At 40.0% G+C, this 17,302-nt stretch carries 16 protein-coding genes, 1 pseudogene and 1 riboswitch; of the genes and pseudogenes, 15 read left to right on the forward strand and 2 right to left on the reverse strand.

Features of this window, described 5'->3' with window-relative positions:
- The first annotated feature begins 272 nt into the window (after nt 1-272).
- Nucleotides 273-2,093: a LysM peptidoglycan-binding domain-containing protein gene (locus H2672_RS09205; protein ID WP_186671015.1), complete on the forward strand. Its 1,821-nt coding sequence runs from the start codon at nt 273-275 to the stop codon at nt 2,091-2,093.
- Between the two features lie 73 nt (nt 2,094-2,166).
- Here the strand turns inward: H2672_RS09205 and H2672_RS09210 are convergent, their stop codons facing one another.
- On the reverse strand, nt 2,167-2,367 hold the full coding sequence (locus H2672_RS09210) for a hypothetical protein (RefSeq protein WP_186671016.1): 201 nt from the start codon (nt 2,365-2,367) through the stop codon (nt 2,167-2,169).
- Between the two features lie 844 nt (nt 2,368-3,211).
- Here H2672_RS09210 and H2672_RS09215 point away from each other — a divergent pair.
- From H2672_RS09215 to H2672_RS09255, 9 genes and pseudogenes are all read left to right on the forward strand, one after another.
- Complete coding sequence (locus H2672_RS09215; RefSeq protein WP_186671017.1) at nt 3,212-3,376, forward strand: Spo0E family sporulation regulatory protein-aspartic acid phosphatase; 165 nt, start codon at nt 3,212-3,214, stop codon at nt 3,374-3,376.
- A gap of 317 nt (nt 3,377-3,693) precedes the next feature.
- The gene (locus H2672_RS09220; protein WP_186671018.1) at nt 3,694-4,707 is read left to right on the forward strand and encodes an ABC transporter substrate-binding protein; all 1,014 of its coding nucleotides are present in this window, start codon (nt 3,694-3,696) and stop codon (nt 4,705-4,707) included.
- A gap of 18 nt (nt 4,708-4,725) precedes the next feature.
- A complete protein-coding gene (locus H2672_RS09225) occupies nt 4,726-5,778 on the forward strand; it encodes an ABC transporter permease (RefSeq protein WP_186671019.1) in 1,053 nt (350 codons plus the stop codon).
- Complete coding sequence (locus H2672_RS09230; RefSeq protein ID WP_186671020.1) at nt 5,753-6,550, forward strand: ABC transporter ATP-binding protein; 798 nt, start codon at nt 5,753-5,755, stop codon at nt 6,548-6,550. The genes H2672_RS09225 and H2672_RS09230 overlap by 26 nt, the downstream gene beginning before the upstream one ends.
- A 155-nt stretch (nt 6,551-6,705) precedes the next feature.
- Nucleotides 6,706-7,827 (forward strand): NAD(P)/FAD-dependent oxidoreductase, encoded by a 1,122-nt coding sequence (locus H2672_RS09235; RefSeq protein ID WP_186671021.1) that lies wholly within the window; start codon nt 6,706-6,708, stop codon nt 7,825-7,827.
- A 233-nt stretch (nt 7,828-8,060) separates the two neighbouring features.
- On the forward strand, nt 8,061-8,570 hold the full coding sequence (locus H2672_RS09240; protein WP_186671022.1) for a YhcN/YlaJ family sporulation lipoprotein: 510 nt from the start codon (nt 8,061-8,063) through the stop codon (nt 8,568-8,570).
- A 243-nt stretch (nt 8,571-8,813) separates the two neighbouring features.
- Nucleotides 8,814-9,581: an exodeoxyribonuclease III gene (locus H2672_RS09245; protein WP_186671023.1), complete on the forward strand. Its 768-nt coding sequence runs from the start codon at nt 8,814-8,816 to the stop codon at nt 9,579-9,581.
- 10 nt (nt 9,582-9,591) lie between these two features.
- A pseudogene (locus tag H2672_RS09250) lies at nt 9,592-9,929 on the forward strand (VOC family protein).
- 79 nt (nt 9,930-10,008) lie between these two features.
- Entirely contained in the window at nt 10,009-10,443 is a 435-nt protein-coding gene (locus H2672_RS09255) for an SRPBCC domain-containing protein (RefSeq protein WP_370569629.1), read from the forward strand.
- 68 nt (nt 10,444-10,511) lie between these two features.
- Here H2672_RS09255 and H2672_RS09260 read toward each other — a convergent pair whose 3' ends face one another.
- Nucleotides 10,512-11,723, reverse strand: a complete 1,212-nt coding sequence (locus H2672_RS09260) for a CynX/NimT family MFS transporter (protein ID WP_186671125.1) — start codon at nt 11,721-11,723, stop codon at nt 10,512-10,514.
- A gap of 151 nt (nt 11,724-11,874) precedes the next feature.
- Nucleotides 11,875-11,976, forward strand: a riboswitch (purine riboswitch).
- A 155-nt stretch (nt 11,977-12,131) separates the two neighbouring features.
- Between H2672_RS09260 and H2672_RS09265 the strand changes: the two genes are divergently transcribed.
- The 5 genes from H2672_RS09265 to H2672_RS09285 all read left to right on the forward strand — a co-directional run bounded on the left by H2672_RS09265 (nt 12,132) and on the right by H2672_RS09285 (nt 17,285).
- A complete protein-coding gene (locus H2672_RS09265; protein ID WP_186671024.1) occupies nt 12,132-12,719 on the forward strand; it encodes a xanthine phosphoribosyltransferase in 588 nt (195 codons plus the stop codon).
- A complete protein-coding gene (locus H2672_RS09270) occupies nt 12,716-14,008 on the forward strand; it encodes a nucleobase:cation symporter-2 family protein (RefSeq protein WP_186671025.1) in 1,293 nt (430 codons plus the stop codon). The genes H2672_RS09265 and H2672_RS09270 overlap by 4 nt, the downstream gene beginning before the upstream one ends.
- 184 nt (nt 14,009-14,192) lie before the next feature.
- Nucleotides 14,193-14,927: a GntR family transcriptional regulator gene (locus H2672_RS09275; RefSeq protein ID WP_186671026.1), complete on the forward strand. Its 735-nt coding sequence runs from the start codon at nt 14,193-14,195 to the stop codon at nt 14,925-14,927.
- Between the two features lie 83 nt (nt 14,928-15,010).
- Nucleotides 15,011-15,859 carry a fructoselysine 6-kinase gene (locus H2672_RS09280; RefSeq protein WP_186671027.1) on the forward strand — a complete coding sequence of 283 codons (849 nt, stop codon included), beginning with the start codon at nt 15,011-15,013 and terminating at the stop codon, nt 15,857-15,859.
- Nucleotides 15,860-15,989: 130 nt separating this feature from the next.
- Entirely contained in the window at nt 15,990-17,285 is a 1,296-nt protein-coding gene (locus tag H2672_RS09285; protein WP_186671028.1) for an ABC transporter substrate-binding protein, read from the forward strand.
- Nucleotides 17,286-17,302: the final 17 nt, after the last annotated feature.

A 17,302-nucleotide genomic window follows, 5' to 3' on the forward strand; every position in this document is an offset into this window, starting at 1 on the left:
ATTAACTAGGTGGTATACCTCACCAGTATAACGAGCAAATCTAGCGTGGGATTATAACCAAGCGATAAAGCGGTGTGGGAAGAACATTCCACTTGTTAAGTGCCTACTAGATACATATTGCATTCATTCATTCATTCATTCATTACATAAGACCTTAAGTTAGAACACACCGCCCGCTAGACGAATAACATAGGGTGGGTAGAGTTATGGGATTAGGGTCATATCTAACTCGGTAAATTACGATGCTGTCAAGATGAAGGGATGTGGTAACGGTGCAACTTTTTTACGTAGTTCGGACTGGTGACACATTAAATAACATAGCCAAGCGGTGGGAACTTCCCGTGAAATCCCTTATTGCCGCAAATAATTTAACGTCTCCATATAGGATCTCAGTCGGGCAACAGCTGTCAATTCCACCAGGCGTCACTAGATACCGTGTGAAGAATGGAGATTCTGTGTATCGGATTTCCCAAAGGTATGGTGTACCAGTTACTTTGATTGTGGAAAAAAATAGGCTTAGGCCACCTTATGCCATACGGGTAGGGCAGTTACTTGAAATACCGCCTGGCGTATCTTATTACGTCGTTCAACCTAGGGATACATTGGTTCAGGTTGCCAAGCGTTTCAATGTGACAACGGGAGGACAAAACAACCCTAAGTATTTACAAACTGTCAACGAACTGCCAACCACAGCCATTAAACCAGGAATGAAATTAGGTATTCCTTACGCTCCTACCGGTTATCAAGGATATCTTGCTTACACATCAAATCGAGGCGGGCAATATGATATTTGGGTGTATAATCCGCGGACTGGGGAAAATAGGAAGCTTACAAATGGTTTAGGTGATGCACGATCGCGACCAATTTGGTCGCCTGATAGCAGCCGAATCGCATTTGTGGGGAAGGATAGAATTATTTATGTTATTTATGCCGCAACGGGTTTAATTGCTGGTATAGATCAGTTGGAAGAAGGGGGAGATTTCAGTCTCGACTGGTCTCCAAATAGTTCAAGTTTGGCTTATGTGGCCCGAGGAACAATCATGTTGTATAATGCCACGCTACATGTAGCGAAGGCTCTCAGGCAACCCGGCGCATCCGATGTCAGCTGGTTTCCGAGTGGCACGGAATTATTGTTTCAAGCCCGGGATGCATCCGGTATAAGTCAGCTGTTTCGAAGTGGGATAAACGGAACAGCTAAACAGCAAATTACTAAAAATACAGATGGTCCTCTCCATGATGCGCGTCTATCGCCGGATGGTCGGTTTGTTCTTTATACAACACCAGGCGCAAGTGTTTCAATTATTTACACTGTGGATCTTGCTACAGGTGCTGTCCATGAGGTGAAAGGGGGACAGGGTGGCAAAAACTATTTCCCGGAATGGTCACCTGATTCTTTACGTATTGCGTATAGTGCAACCGCATCTGATGACAGGGGCTATTTTTCACAAGTAAGAACTGTCGAACGTCTTGGGAATGATGATCGGATATGGGCGATTTCGAATTGCTTTTCGACGCCAGTCACTTGGTCACCTGACGGAAGAAAAATTGCATACCTTTCTGGGTGTAAAGGGCAAGAATTTGCGAATGAGCTGTGGGTGCTAGATCTAACCCATCCCGTCCCGATTCGTCTCATAGATGGGGTGACTATCACGTCAGTTCAATGGTCGCCAACAGCGGTTATGGATTTGTCAAAAGCAGAATTTACGAATGATACATTTGGCGTTAACTTTCAATATCCTGCAAGTTGGCATAAGGTAAGCGATGAAAGATACGAAGGCGATGATGGCTTTTTTCAAATTTCAGCTCTTTTTGGAGCAGATTCGATTGACAAGGTATGCCATAACGAAGCTTTTCAAAAATTAATGCCCTATGGTTCAGCGCCTCGAATAATAAAATTACAGAATCCATATGAACAGTCTTGTACCATTTTACCTTCAGCCGATCAACCGGCTAACATGAATGGGCAGGCAGCTGTTATTGCACAATATCCAACTCCAATAATGATTGATGGAATTCCCTATAATTACTTTATTTTATGGGCAGATAAGGAACATATTGATGGGATTTCCTCAACGCTTTTATTTTTACCGTAGGGTGTTCGAAAAAAACCACTAGGATTGGTGATTCCTAGTGGTTCTTAGTAGCTACCCTGTTTAATTCCTTCTATTACTTGTAAGTCTTTTCAGATTCACTCTTTTGTCTGTTGTTTTGTGTCATTGGTTCGTGCTTCGGATTTAAGTTTCCGAGTTCGGCTAGTTCAAGCGAAATTTCTTCTTTCATGGTATTCGATTTTGATTTTTGTTGGTTCGATATAGGTGGCAATGATACTGATTTGTTGGTGTTTCCTTTTGGATTATCTTTTCTCATAATAAACCCTCCATTTCAATAAGTGTATTCCACTTTAATATGGCTTGAAAAACGAATTCAATTCCTATGCGTCGTGAAGAAGTATATAAAGACGAAAAAAGCATGATCCATAAAGGACCACGCTTTTTCGTTCCCCTGTGTAAGGGGTGCACTCGGAAAACTTGTTTTTTCAATAGCACAAACCGTTTTTACTGGCGATTATTTACTATTCATCTTGCAGTTTGGTGATGCTGACGCGCGTCGCCACTTTCGACAAAGCTGTCAGTAATTAATTTGCACTTAAACAAAAAACGTAACGCTTGCCTGGTCTAACACATCGTGATTAACCTGTATTGCCCAGTTAAAACATGTTGATTAAACGTAATTACTTGGTTAAAGCCTTAGTCATCAATCCATACAACTGGAAAAGTAACTATGTGATATACAACCTAAATCTAAATTAGGTGGTTTTCGTCAAGTGTAACTAGTCGGCAGTAAAGAATGTTTTCCGCCAAGGTTGTGCACTTCATCCTTAGAAGTTATGGGTAGGTTACTCGTCTACGAATTTCTTCTTCAGGTTGTTTCACCTTGTAATCTATCTATACCCAGCTGAATTTGGAGTAAACCTTATTGTTGGAATTATTAAAAAGTAAAAAACCCATGATTAAAAAGTGTTCGGAGCATTGAAAATCAACTATTACGACTTATATTCCTGCAACTTGTGACAAATTTATGAATAAGCGTAATCTTGCCTTAATACGACATAATTTTTAAATAGATTGTTGTACGATGTACTAGTAGCTTCTGAACCTACTAGATAAAACTGCATAATTTGAAGCCGAATATATTATATGGAGGAAGATTTGTGAAAAGGCTACTGAATGAAAAGGCGTTGTTGTTACAAATTGGGATTAAAAGAAAAGTGATGTATAGACGTGCGAAAACTTTCGGGTTTACACATCCTCTTGTTGTCGCATGCAGTCAAGAATTGGATGAGTTAATCAATAGATATCAAGAAAAAGTATCATAATAATGAAAGTAGTAACGCAACCCTGAGACAGGTTTACTCTACTTAGGTGAAAAAAACGGTCAAAACTCCAACGGTGGAGATTGGTCGTTTTTTTGTATGTGAATAATAACTAAGTGATCCATTGCGTTTTTATACATGAAGATGAATCGTTAAGAGTTCGCAAGCAAAATAGAATAGTCCGAAAATGTAAGCGCTTCAATGTTTAGAATACTTAAAATTCCATTGACTAACATTTGTAAACAGTGTATTGTTACGAATAATTATCGTCGTAAGGATAGATCTATAAAGAAGGCGATAATGAAAAAGGGGGAATAAAGATGAAGACTAAATGGTTAAAGTATGCAGTAGCATTATTTAGCGTCATGTTCATCCTTGCAGCATGTGGGGGGGACAAGACGGATAATGCATCCAAGTCGTCAAACGATGAAAAAGAACCAGGAACTAATGAAGAAACGCCGAAATATAAAATTGGTGTGACCCAAATTGTAGAGCATCCATCTTTGAACGCTGCTTTTGATGGTTTTAAAAAGGCAATAGAAGATGCAGGGCTTGATGTGGAATATGATATACAAAATGCACAGAACGACAACAGTGCAAATACAACAATTGCGAATAACCTTGTAAGTGCAGGCGTTGATTTGATTTTCGCGAATTCAACACCTAGTGCTCAAGCGGCAGCTAGCGTAACGCAAGAAATTCCAATTATTTTCACATCTGTTACGGATGCTGTAAGCGCTGAACTTGTGGCTTCACATGAAAGTCCTGGTGGAAATGTCACAGGTACGATTGACAATCACCCTGAAGCAATCCCGAATACGATGAAATTTCTTCAAGAAATTGGGGCGAAAAATGTTGGGATGGTATTTAACGCAGGCGAGCAGAACTCACGTGCCCAAGTAGATGCTGTTAAAGAGCTACTAAAGGATATGGATATGAAAGTTGTGGAAGCGCCAGTGGCGACATCTGCTGATGTTAAACAGGCTGCAGAATCACTAATTGGCAGAGCAGATGCATTCTATATTATTACAGATAATACAGTCGTATCTGCACTTGAATCCGTTATATCAGTTGCGAATGAAAATAAGCTCCCTATGATGGTTGGCGAATTCGACTCTGTAAAACGCGGTGGATTAGCGGCATATGGATTCGAGTATTATGACATTGGCTATGAAGCAGGTCAAATGGCGGTTAAAGTACTAAAAGGTGAAAGTGAAACAGCTACTTTACCTGTACAAATTCCACAAAATCTAAAACTTATAATAAATAAAGATACAGCTGATTCAATCGGTCTTACTATCAAAGACGAATGGAAAGCTGAATTAAGCGAATGAATTAGGAGATGATTCTGTATGTTTAGTGCTATATTTGGCTCTGTAGAGCAAGGAATCATCTATGCAATCATGGCACTCGGCGTGTATATCACATTCCGAGTGCTGGATTTTCCCGATCTAACGGTTGACGGAAGTTTCGTAACAGGGGCAGCGGTTGCGGCGACAATGATTGTCTTTGGTTATCATCCGTTATTAGCGACAGGAGCCGCCATCGTCATTGGATTTATGGCAGGTTGTATTACGGGTCTTTTACATACGAAAGGAAAGATTAATCCGTTACTTGCAGGTATCTTGATGATGATTGCTCTGTACTCAATTAATTTAAGGATTATGGGGCTGACGTCAGAAAGTTCAGTGGGACGCCCAAATATTCCATTGCTAAATGCAGAAACGTTGTTTAGTAAATTTTATGCATTTTGGAGTACGCTCGGTATCGATGAAACAATCAATCAGTTCTTCAGCACGCTTGGTGTCGAATACTTGCCATCTACATGGGGAACGTTGTTTTTAATGATTATAGCTACATTGCTCATTAAAGTCGTTGTAGATTGGTTTTTACAAACAGAAATCGGGCTTGCTATACGCGCAACCGGTGACAATAAGAAAATGATTCGCAGCTTTTCGGCGAATACAGATACGCTTGTAATCCTGGGGTTAGGTCTATCTAATGGGCTTGTCGCTTTTTCCGGTGCATTGATTGCTCAGTACTCGAAGTTTTCCGATATTGGTATGGGAATCGGAATGATTATTATCGGATTAGCTTCTGTTATTATCGGTGAAGCAATCTTTGGTACAAAAACAATTATGCGAACAACACTTGCAGTGATTGCAGGTGCTATTATTTATAGAATCGTATTGGGTCTTGCACTTCGAGTAGATTTTCTCGATACAGGAGATATGAAGTTGATCACTGCTGTTATCGTTATAGCGGCACTTATTTTACCGCAATACGTTGATAAAAGACGGGAAAACAAGAGAAAAGCGAAACGTCATGCTGAACGAGTAACAACTTATGATCAAGGACTAAACAAGGGAGGGAATGCAATTGCTGAAACTCCAACAGATAAATAAGGTATTTAACGAAGCAACTCCTGATGAAAAAATCGCGCTTGATCAAATCAACTTGCATTTAAAGAAGGGTGATTTTGTAACCGTCATCGGCAGTAACGGTGCAGGGAAATCAACAATGATGAATATGATTTCAGGAGCACTTACGCCGGATTTTGGAGTCATTGAAATCGCGGGTAAAAATGTTGTGAAACTCCCTGAATACAAACGTTCCGTAATGATTGGAAGGGTATTCCAAGATCCGATGGCAGGAACCGCTCCTTCCATGACGATTGAGGAAAACCTAGCAATGGCTTATTCGCGCAATAAAACACGCGGATTGCGCAAAGGCGTTCACAAGAAACGCCGTGACCTATTCCGTGAATCACTTGAAACACTACATTTGAACCTCGAGGATCGCTTGAATGCTAAGGTAGGTATGCTTTCAGGTGGAGAGCGCCAAGCACTCTCTTTGTTAATGGCGACTTTTACACAACCGTCTATTTTACTTCTTGATGAACATACAGCTGCTCTTGACCCATCGAGGGCGGCATTAATCACCAATCTGACGAAAGAACTCGTAGAAAAGGATCAACTGACAACGTTGATGGTCACACATAATATGCAGCAAGCAATGGATTTAGGCAATAGGCTCATTATGATGGATAAAGGGCAAATCATCTTGGAAGTTGAAGCTGAGGAGAAGAAGCAGCTGACGATTGAAAAGTTAATGGCCGAATTCCAACGCATTCGCGGTGAAAAGTTAAACAGTGATGCCGCTTTGTTATCTGTGTGAAGTGAATGAGGATAAGACACCACAACCTGAAGATGAGGTTGTGGTGTTTTTAAATGGAATTGTGGGTAAATTGCGCGAAGCCGAGTTAATTCACCAAACTTTAGTAGAAGAACTGGTATAATAGGAATTAATTCAAAGTGAAAAAGGTGTTTATTATGAAGAAGTTTATCATTATCGGCTCTGGGATTTTAGGAGCGTCGACAGCATACCATTTAGCTAAATCAGGAGTTAAAGTGACGGTTATCGATCGTCAGGACGCGGGGCAAGCGACGGATGCGGCAGCGGGCATTATCTGTCCATGGCTATCCCAACGGAGAAATAAAGCCTGGTACGCGCTTGCGAAAGGCGGGGCGGCATATTATACGTCACTCATCCAACAACTTGAAGAAGTCGGAGAAACCGAAACTGGGTACCGGCGCGTGGGTGCGGTCAGTTTGCATACGGATGCTGTCAAACTCGTTAAAATGAAAGAACGTGCGGTGAAAAGACGAGATGATGCACCTGAAATCGGCGATATCCGTCAACTGAATTCAAGTGAAACATCGGAATTATTTCCACCGCTTTCAATGGAATATGCATCCGTTAACATCAGTGGAGCGGCACGCGTAAACGGACGTGCATTAAGGGAAGCGTTAGTCAGTGCAGCTAAAAAACATGGTGCTGTATTTATTCACGGGTCAGCAAAGCTTACTTCTACTGACAACATTGTCACGGGTGTCCAAGTGGAAGATTGTCAAATTTTCGCAGATAAAGTCATTATTACTGCTGGCGCATGGGCGGCAGAATTAGTGGAGCCACTTGGTATTCATCTGCAAGTTAGTGCCCAGAAAGCACAAATTGTCCATTTACAGCTTGAAAATACACAAACCGCCGAATGGCCAGTCGTCATGCCGCCAAGTGACCAATATATTCTTGCGTTCGACGATGGAAAAGTAGTCATTGGGGCAACGCATGAAGATGATAAGCAGTTCGACATGCGCGTTACTGCTGGAGGCTTGCACGAGGTATTAGGTAAAGCCTTAGCAGTTGCACCTGGATTAGCAGACAGTACTTTTACCGAGGTACGTGTAGGATATCGTCCGTTTACCCCAGGTTTCCTACCGATTATAGGAGAAGTTCCAGGAGCAAAAAGACTTCTATTAGCAAACGGATTGGGTGCTTCAGGATTAACAGTCGGACCTTTCTTAGGCAAACAACTAGCAAAATTAGCAATGGATGAACCGGTTGAAATTGACCTTGAGTTATATAAAATTGTAAGTGCAATCAAAGCTGAGTGACAGTCACCCCAACTTATTACTATAGATTTCTTCATTCTCAAGCCTTTTTTAGCTTGAGAATTTTTTATTGCTTAGGAAACTATAAAATCTTGTACTGTGGAAAAGCTACAACATATAGATTTTACGTCCAAACTTCAGCGCTTTTGTTTTTGGCATTAAAATTTAAAACGTATACATAAAAACAGAGAAACAGACAATGCTATCCTTACTGACAAATTGAAGGAGGATTTTAAATGACTAAAATGTTGCGAGCTTTGGCCACCTTGCTCATAATATTTTCTTTGATGGGATGTGGAATGAAGAAAACTGAAGAAGTGAAGGAAAATGCAATGGGCACGGAAACGGAAACGATTGTAAAAGACGAAGTTGGCAAAGAATCAACAACAGATACCAACTTAGATAAAGAGGAAAATCATAAGCTGGCAGTAGCGGATGATGTAGCAGATAAACTTGTGAAAATGGAAGATGTGGAAAGCGCAAATGTCATCGTAACTGACACGAATGCGTATGTGGCAGTCGTGTTGAAAGAAGGAGCGAATGGTTCAGAAGCAACTGAAAACAAAATTGCGGATGAGGTCAGGTCAACTAATGCTACTTTTAAAAATGTTTATGTATCGATGAATCCCGATTTTGTAAAACAAATGAATGAATATGGAACCAAAATCAGAGCTAATGAACCAGTAGAAGGATTCTTTACAGAGTTTTCTGATGCAGTGAAGAGAGTATTTCCCGACGCTCATTAAACTATCCCTCTTTTCGGATTCCTCCATAAAGGCCCATCATTCATTCCTTGAGTGATGGGTCTTTTTACGAGTAATAAATTAGTTTCGGATTATCACTTAGCAAACCTTATAACTGGATTCTGTTAAATGAAGTCTATGCTTTAGAAGTTTTCTTTTTTTGTGAAAAATTGAACATATGTTCTTTTGTGGTATAATTTGAATAGGAACTAAGTTTATCGGGATCGACTAAAGGAGTTTATATAAATGAAATTAATTTCTTGGAATGTCAATGGATTAAGGGCGTGTGTAGGCAAAGGATTCTTGGAATACTTTAAATCGGTGGATGCTGATATTTTCTGCGTGCAGGAAATAAAATTGCAAGAAGGCCAAATCGATTTGCAAGTAGATGGTTATCATCAGTATTGGAATTATGCACTAAAAAAGGGGTACTCCGGAACAGCTGTCTTTACGAAAGAAAAACCGTTAACGGTGAAGTATGGCGTAGGGGATTTGTTAACTGAAGGAGAAGGTCGAATTCTTACATTAGAGTACCCACAATTTTATTTGGTGAACGTCTACACGCCGAACGCGCAGCGTGATTTGGCACGATTGCCATTTCGCTTGGAATGGGAAGAGGATATGAATGCATACTTAAAAAAGCTGGACAAAATGAAGCCTGTTATTTTATGCGGCGATTTAAATGTAGCGCATCAGGAAATTGATATTCGGAATGTGAAATCGAATATCGGAAACTCGGGCTTTACAGATGAAGAACGAGGTAAGATGACCGCTTTGTTAGCGGAAGGCTTTATCGACACGTTCCGTTATGTTCATCCTGATAAAACAGATGCCTACACATGGTGGTCATACATGAACAAGGTGAGGGAACGCAATATCGGTTGGCGAATCGATTATTTCATTGCATCAAAGCGGCTTGCACCTAAGCTGAAAAACGCCGACATCCATCCAGACATACTTGGTAGTGATCATTGTCCAATTGTTTTGGAAATGGATTCCACATTAATGAGGTAAAAGGGAAATGATGGGGAATACAAACCAACAAATCACGACATTTCTGATGTTCGAAAGAATAGCTGAGGAAGCGATGAATAATTACGCATCGGTATTTGCCGATTCGAAAATCGAAAAAATGCTACACAATCCGGGCGGTACAATTATGCATGCTACATTCACGTTACGCCTGCTATCCCGCTGTTTGTCTCATGCGATACAGCAGAAGAGATTGACCGGCTTTTTGAACAGTTATCATTGGATGGACAAGTTCTTATGTTGCTTTCGCCAACGCTAGTTAGCGTTAAATTCGGTTGGGTGCAAGATGGATTCGGCGTTTCTTGGAAGTTGAACCTTGCGAAAAACTAAAGAATGAAAGAGGTAGATTCAAATAATTGCTGCTATCAAACAAGTCGAGAATGGTTACATTGCCCGATATGAACGTCATATCGAGCACCCCGTAGAACATGTTTGGGCAATACTGACGGATAATGAAGAACTGAAAAAGTGGTTTCTAGAGTTAAGCGTCGGAGAACCGAGCAAAGGTGGATTCATGAAGTTCGACATGCCGGACGGTAAGTTTGAGCAACTTGAAATTTTTGAACACACGCTATTTACTGTACTAGAATTCGATTGGTTTGGAGATGTTGTTCGTTTTGAACTGCATCCTGAACAAGGTGGTTGCCTAATGATTTTCACGGAGAAATTTACAACGACAACTGAACAAAGAATAAAAGATCTTGCAGGCTGGCATGTGTGTCTAGATGTCATAAAGTCTTTGCTTGATGGCGAGCCAATCGATTTTAGAGACGCTGAATGGAAAAAGTGGCATAGTAACTATGAACAAGCTATCAATGAACTAATGATAGCTGATAAAGAATAATGCATTCAAAAAAGCTTCTGGGAGTCATACCGAGAAGCTTTTTTCATAGTTTAATTAACAAATTTCAATTACTTATTCTCTTCCAAAGTAACAAAATTATTTTTACCCGCTTTCAAGCCGGATAGCAATATGATTAAGATTCCACCGATAATAATTAGCATTGGAACTGTCCAACCAGATGTGAAATCGTGCAGTAAACCGAATAATACAGGTCCGATGGCGGCAAGCGCGTAGCCGAAAGACTGTGCCATACCTGATAAATCCGCAGCCTCATGTGGTGTTCGTGTACGTAATGAGAAAAACATCATCGAAAGGCCAAATGCTGCACCGCCTGCAATTCCAATCATAATCATCCATAAAGGAACGAGTGCAGTTCCACCTAACATGATACCCCCATAACCCATGAGATATAAAGCTGCGACACCTACTACAATCCAGCGCTGATCTTTTACTTTCCCTGCTAGAATCGGAACGATGAATGTAATCGGTAATTGCGAAAGTTGCAAGAGGGAAACCATCCATCCAGCACTATCCGCGCTTAATCCTTGCGTTTTTAGCACCTCAGGCATCCATGCCGAAGTCGTGTAAAATATCAACGATTGTAACCCCATGAAGAAAGTAACACTCCATGCCAATGGTGAACGCCATACAGTAGGGGATTTGGCCGTTTCTGCCGGCATTTTCACAGAGTCGGGCAGTCTCTTATTTTTAAGTTGAGGTAACCAGACGAGTAGAGCGATAAATGTTAGAAGCGCCCAGATGCCCAATGCACCTTCCCATCCGAACTGCGTTTCATGTGCAAGGGGTACACTGACGCCAACTGCGATGGATGCGGATAAATTCATCGAGACAGAATAAATTCCAGTAATAAGACCGATGTGAAGTGGAAAGTTGAGTTTTATTAAACCTGGTAATAAGACATTTCCAAATGCAATAGCAAGTCCTATCAGTAATGTTCCAATGAGCAAATTAGGTGTTGTACCCAGAGAACGAATAATGATGCCCGCTGTCAATAAAATAAGAGATACGAATAATGTCAGTTCCATTCCGAAGCGACGTGCAATTTTCGGAGCGAACGGTGAAATGAGTGCGAACGCGAGCAAAGGAATGGTCGTTAGAAATCCCGCTAACACATTTGAAATGGCCAAACTATCTCTAATTGAGGAGATTAATGGTCCGACAGATGTTAAGGGTGATCGAAGTGTGGAAGCTATGAAAATGATTCCGATGAGAAGAAACCACGTATTGCGTGTGAATTTCAATTTTTTAGTTGTATTCATGTAATGTGGATTGGTCAAGATAATACCCCCAACGTCTACTTGTTTCATCTACAATAACACATTCATCATGCGTAGTATGTTCATTGAATTGAATGAATCATTTTTTAACTTTGAGAGACGTTGAAATGTTAATTTCCCATGCTATACTAAAAACATTCTAATAGTATTCGCTCATATAATAGCGGGGATATGGCCCGCAAGTTTCTACCGATTTACCGTAAATAAATCGACTATGGGAAGCAACGGATTGAAAAAGTCGTACTCATTTATTTGGGTATGTCTCTTTCTTTTCCATTCGGCAAATAAGCCCGAATGACATTGCTCCACTCATGGTTTGATTGGATGCACGGTCATAGGGCTTATTTTTTTTGGCTCTTGATTGTGAAAACGAGAAGGAGGAATAGTATTTTGAAATTGTTAAAAGAGAAAATTGTGCAGGACGGTAAAGTGTTATCGAATCAGGTGTTAAAGGTAGATTCATTTTTGAACCACCAAATCGATCCACCCCTTATGCAGGCGGTAGGGGAAGAATTTGCAGCACGATTTAAAGACGCGGGTATTACAAAAGTCCTAACGATTGAATCGTCGGGTATTGCACCTTCGATGATGGCGGGCTTGATACTTAGTGTACCGGTAATTTTTGCACGTAAACGCAAATCGCTAACGTTAGTGGACCATCTGTATACGGCAAGTGTACATTCATTCACAAAAAACGAAACAAATGATATTTCCGTTTCAAAAGATTTCATCACATCACAAGATACAGTCCTGCTCATCGATGACTTCCTTGCAAATGGACAAGCCGTACTTGGATTGCTTGATATTATTGAGCAGGCTGGAGCGAAGTTGGCAGGCGTTGGTATTGTTATCGAGAAAGGTTTCCAACCTGGCGGGGCGCTCATTCGTGAACGTGGCATCCGCGTAGAATCGCTGGCGAATATAGCATCACTCGAAAACGGGAAAGTGACGTTTATTGAGGAGGAAACTTCCAAGTGAGCAATCCACTTAAGTCAACTGCTTTAGGGCTGCAACATGTTTTGGCGATGTATGCGGGGGCAGTCCTCGTACCATTAATTGTCGGGGATGCTTTGGGCTTAACGTCTACACAATTGACTTATCTCGTTTCCATCGACATTTTAATGTGTGGGATTGCAACGATTTTACAAATTATGAATAACCGTTTCTTCGGAATCGGACTGCCAGTCGTATTAGGCTGTTCGTTTACAGCGGTCGGACCGATGATTGCGATTGGCACCGAGTCTGGAATTTCCGCTATTTACGGGGCAATCATTGTATCGGGACTTTTCGTCATTGTTATTAGCCGATTTTTCGGTACGCTTGTACGATTTTTCCCTCCAGTTGTAACAGGTTCTGTCGTTACAATTATTGGGATTACTTTGATTCCCGTAGCTATTAACAATATGGGTGGAGGACAAGGTGCTAGTGATTTCGGCTCATTGTCGAATATAGCATTGTCTTTCGGAACATTGCTTTTTATTCTCCTAGTCTTTAAATTTTCCAAAGGTTTTATGCGAGCTATTTCCATTTTACTCGGCTTGGTTGTCGGGACTGTTGCAGCCACATTTATGGGGAAAGTTGACTTCTCGGCAGTTCGGGATGCAGCTTATTTCCATATGGTAGAGCCTTTCTACTTCGGTATGCCGACTTTCGAATGGCCGGCTATCGTTACAATGATCTTAGTGGCAATGGTGTCTCTTGTTGAATCGACCGGTGTTTACTTTGCATTAGGAGATATTTGTGAACGCGATATAAAGAAAAAAGATCTTGAAAAAGGTTATCGTGCGGAAGGGATTGCCGTCTTACTAGGCGGTATTTTCAATGCATTTCCGTATACGACATTCTCACAAAATGTCGGATTAATTCAAATGTCAGGTGTCAGGTCGAGAAAAATTATATTAATTGCGGGTATTATGCTAATTACGCTCGGTTTTGTTCCTAAAATCGCAGCCTTTACAACAATAATTCCGAATGCAGTTTTAGGCGGCGCGATGCTCGCAATGTTTGGAATGGTCGTTTCACAAGGAATTAAAATGTTAAGCAAAATCATTAGCGATTCTCAAGAGAATTCTATGATCATTGCTTGCGCAATCGGTATTGGACTTGGTGTGACTGTTGTACCTGAACTTTTCTCGAAATTCCCTTCAAGTCTTAAAATTTTAACGAGTAACGGTATCGTCGCGGGAAGTGTCACTGCGATTGTGTTGAATATCTTATTTAATATGTTGCCTTCGAAAAAGAAGAAACCGGCTCAGTTGTCTGAATGAGAAGTTAAATAATGAAAACTCCCTAGTTCACAGAGCTGGGGAGTTTTTATGTATTTTCTATAGAAAATACATTTGACATATTAATCAGAATATTATAAAGTGGAATAATAGTAATAGACATTAAACCATTAGATAACTAATCTAGGTACTCATAAGGTGGTATATACCAAGGGGAGAATTAATTATGCATGAGTTTATACGAAATAAAGAAAAATCTCCATTCTATAAACAACTTGGGGATAGAATAAAAGATGATATAGAAAGTGGAAGATTTAAACATGGAGATAAGCTCCCTTCAGAAAGAGAGTTAGCAGAGCAATTTAGTATTAGTCGTATGACGGCTAGACATGCATTATCAGTTTTGGAAAGAGAAGGTGTTGTGGAACGGAGGGCTGGCGCTGGAACATTTATTACAAATAACCGAATAAGTATGGATTTTATTACATTCAATAGTTTCTCTAAAGATATGTTGGCAAAAGGATTTAAGCCAACCACAAAGAAACTTTCTATTCGTCAGGAAAAAGCCAAACTTTATTTAGCAGATAAATTAAAGATTGAACCCAATGATGAAGTTACTATATTAAGAAGGGTAAGGCTAGTCGATAATATGCCAATATCTATTGAAGAGTCATTCATCCCGTCTAAATATTGTAAAGGAATCGTGGGTTTTATTAGTGATAACACGTCATTGTATCAAGTTTTAGAAGATCAATATGGAATTGTGCTCGTCAAAGCAAAAGAATATATGAAGGTCAGATTTCCAGATGAATCTGAAATTAAGCTCTTAAAAATAGGAGCTAATAGCCCGTGTATTCTTAGGGAAGCAGTTGCTTTTGACATTGATATGAAGGAAATTGAATTTTCAACATCACTTATTCGAAGCGATGTGGTCCAATTTTATTCTGAATTAAACCTGTAGCTTCGGCTGATATTAAAGCGCTTTCAATTCGTGTATATATAGTGGTATATACCAAATAAACAGATAGCAAGGGGCTAAAGTGGATGAAGGTCATTGGCATAGGAGATAATGTCGTCGATAAGTATATGGATAAAAATGAGATGTATCCAGGTGGAAATGCATTGAACTTTGGGGTCTATTCGAAACAGCTAGGAATAGACTCCGCTTACCTAGGTGTATTTGGTAATGATGAGGCATCTGAACATATTAGAGAGACGCTGATGGACCTGGACATTGATATATCCCATTGTAGGCAGCACGAAGGTGAAAATGGATATGCTCTCGTCAATTTAGTAAATGGGGACAGAGTGTTTGTTGGGGGAAATCAGGGGGGAGTACAGAAGGATTTCCCAATTCACCTTGGTTCTATGGATCTTGAATATATAAAAGAATTTCAAATCGCTCACAGCAGTATCTATAGTGGAATCGAGAAAGAACTAAAAAAACTAAAGGACACAGGAATACTTGTCTCTTTCGATTTCTCTGATGAATTTAAAGAACAATATTTAAAAGAAATCTGTCCGAACATTGATTTTAGCCTATTATCCTGCGGTGGATTAAGTGAAAATGAAGTTCGAAATTTATTGAAAAGAGTCCACTCTTATGGAAGTAGTTTTGCGATAGGAACTATGGGGGAACTGGGATCTATAGTCTATGATGGTGAGTCCTTTTACAACCAGAAACCACACTTTGTAGAACCCGTAGATACGCTAGGAGCTGGTGATTCATTTTTCACTGCATTTATTATTCATTATCTTAAGGAAATAGAAATAGAAATAGTACCAGTTGCAGAGAAGGGACCCATTATTAAGAGAAGTTTAGATGAGGCAGCTAAGTTTGCTGCAAAGACGTGCCTCGTTGAAGGTGCATTTGGATATGGAGTGCCTTTCTAATCCCATTATTTTTAGACTAGTATCATTACAAGTCTATTGGTTTATCTAACACTTGCAAGGGGGGTGAGGATTAGGATATTTATATCATGTTATTGGGTTGTTGTTATAAAACTATAAAGGGGCTGAACACATGAAATCGACAAGAATACTTCTTTTAGCATGTTTATCATTACTTTTAGTTGTCGCTGGATGTTCAAATACATCTGGTAGCAAAGCAACTGAGTCTGATTCTATAGAAATTAAGTTTCTGCATAAATGGCCACAACCGGAATTTTCTCCTTATTTTGATGAGATTGTTAAGGAGTTTGAAGATCAGAATCCAACTATCAAGGTGAAAATGGAGGCAGTTGCGGATGAACCGATGAAAGATAAACTCCGAGTTATTATGGGTGGTGGAGATGTTCCGGATATCGCATTTTCATGGTCAGGAGAGTTTGCACGTATGTTTGTACGTTCTGGCGCTGCCCTAGATTTAACGAAATACTTAGAGGAGGATCCCGAGTGGAAAGATAGCTTCATCCAAGCATCTTTACAACCATTTGAATCCGATGGAAAGAATTACGGTATTCCACTTCGTTTTAATGGGAAATTTTTTGTCTATAGCAAGGAAGTTTTCGATAGATATAACCTAGCAGAACCAACAACATGGGATGAGTTCTTGGTAGTATTGGAAACGTTAAAGACTGGCGGAGAAGTCCCAATTATGCTTGGGAATGCTAGTCCATGGGCTTCAATCCATTATTTAACGGGATTAAACCAAAAGATTGTAGAGGATGAAGTACTAAGGAAAGATTATAATCCAAAGTCGGGCGAATTTACAGATTCTGGCTATATTAAGGCGCTAGAGTATCTCAAAGAACTAGCAGATAACCAATACTTCAATAAAAATGTTAACTCGAGTTCCCATGACATGGCTAGCCAACAGTTTCTTGTGGGCACTGGGGCTATGATGTATTTCGAGCTAGAGGAGTTTCCAATGATAGAGGAAAACATACCTGGAAATTGGGGATTCTTTAAAATGCCTGATATTAAGGAAGGAAAGGGCAACCAAAATTATATAACTGGTGCACCTGATGGATTTATTGTTTCATCTAAAACAAAGCATCCAGAAGAAGCAATCAAATTTCTAAAGTTTTTAACAAGTAAAGAAAGTGCGGAAAAATTATCAGAACAACTTGGCTGGCCGAGCCCTATTATTGGGGCGACTAACAAAGATACTGCTTTAGAAGAAGTAGCAAATGGTGTTGAAACACTAAAGGATGCAGAGGGAATGGCGGAATGGTTAGATACGGACGTGCATGCAAAAATAGCTGATGTATACTTGTCAAATATTCAATTACTATTAGATGGAACAAAATCACCGGAAGAGATAATGAAAGAAGTTCAAGCTGTTGCAAAGGAAGTACAATCTGAAGCGAAATCATAATTATTGGCTACTTAACT

The sequence above is a fragment of the Sporosarcina sp. BP05 genome (assembly GCF_014282005.1).
Taxonomy (GTDB): domain Bacteria; phylum Bacillota; class Bacilli; order Bacillales_A; family Planococcaceae; genus Sporosarcina.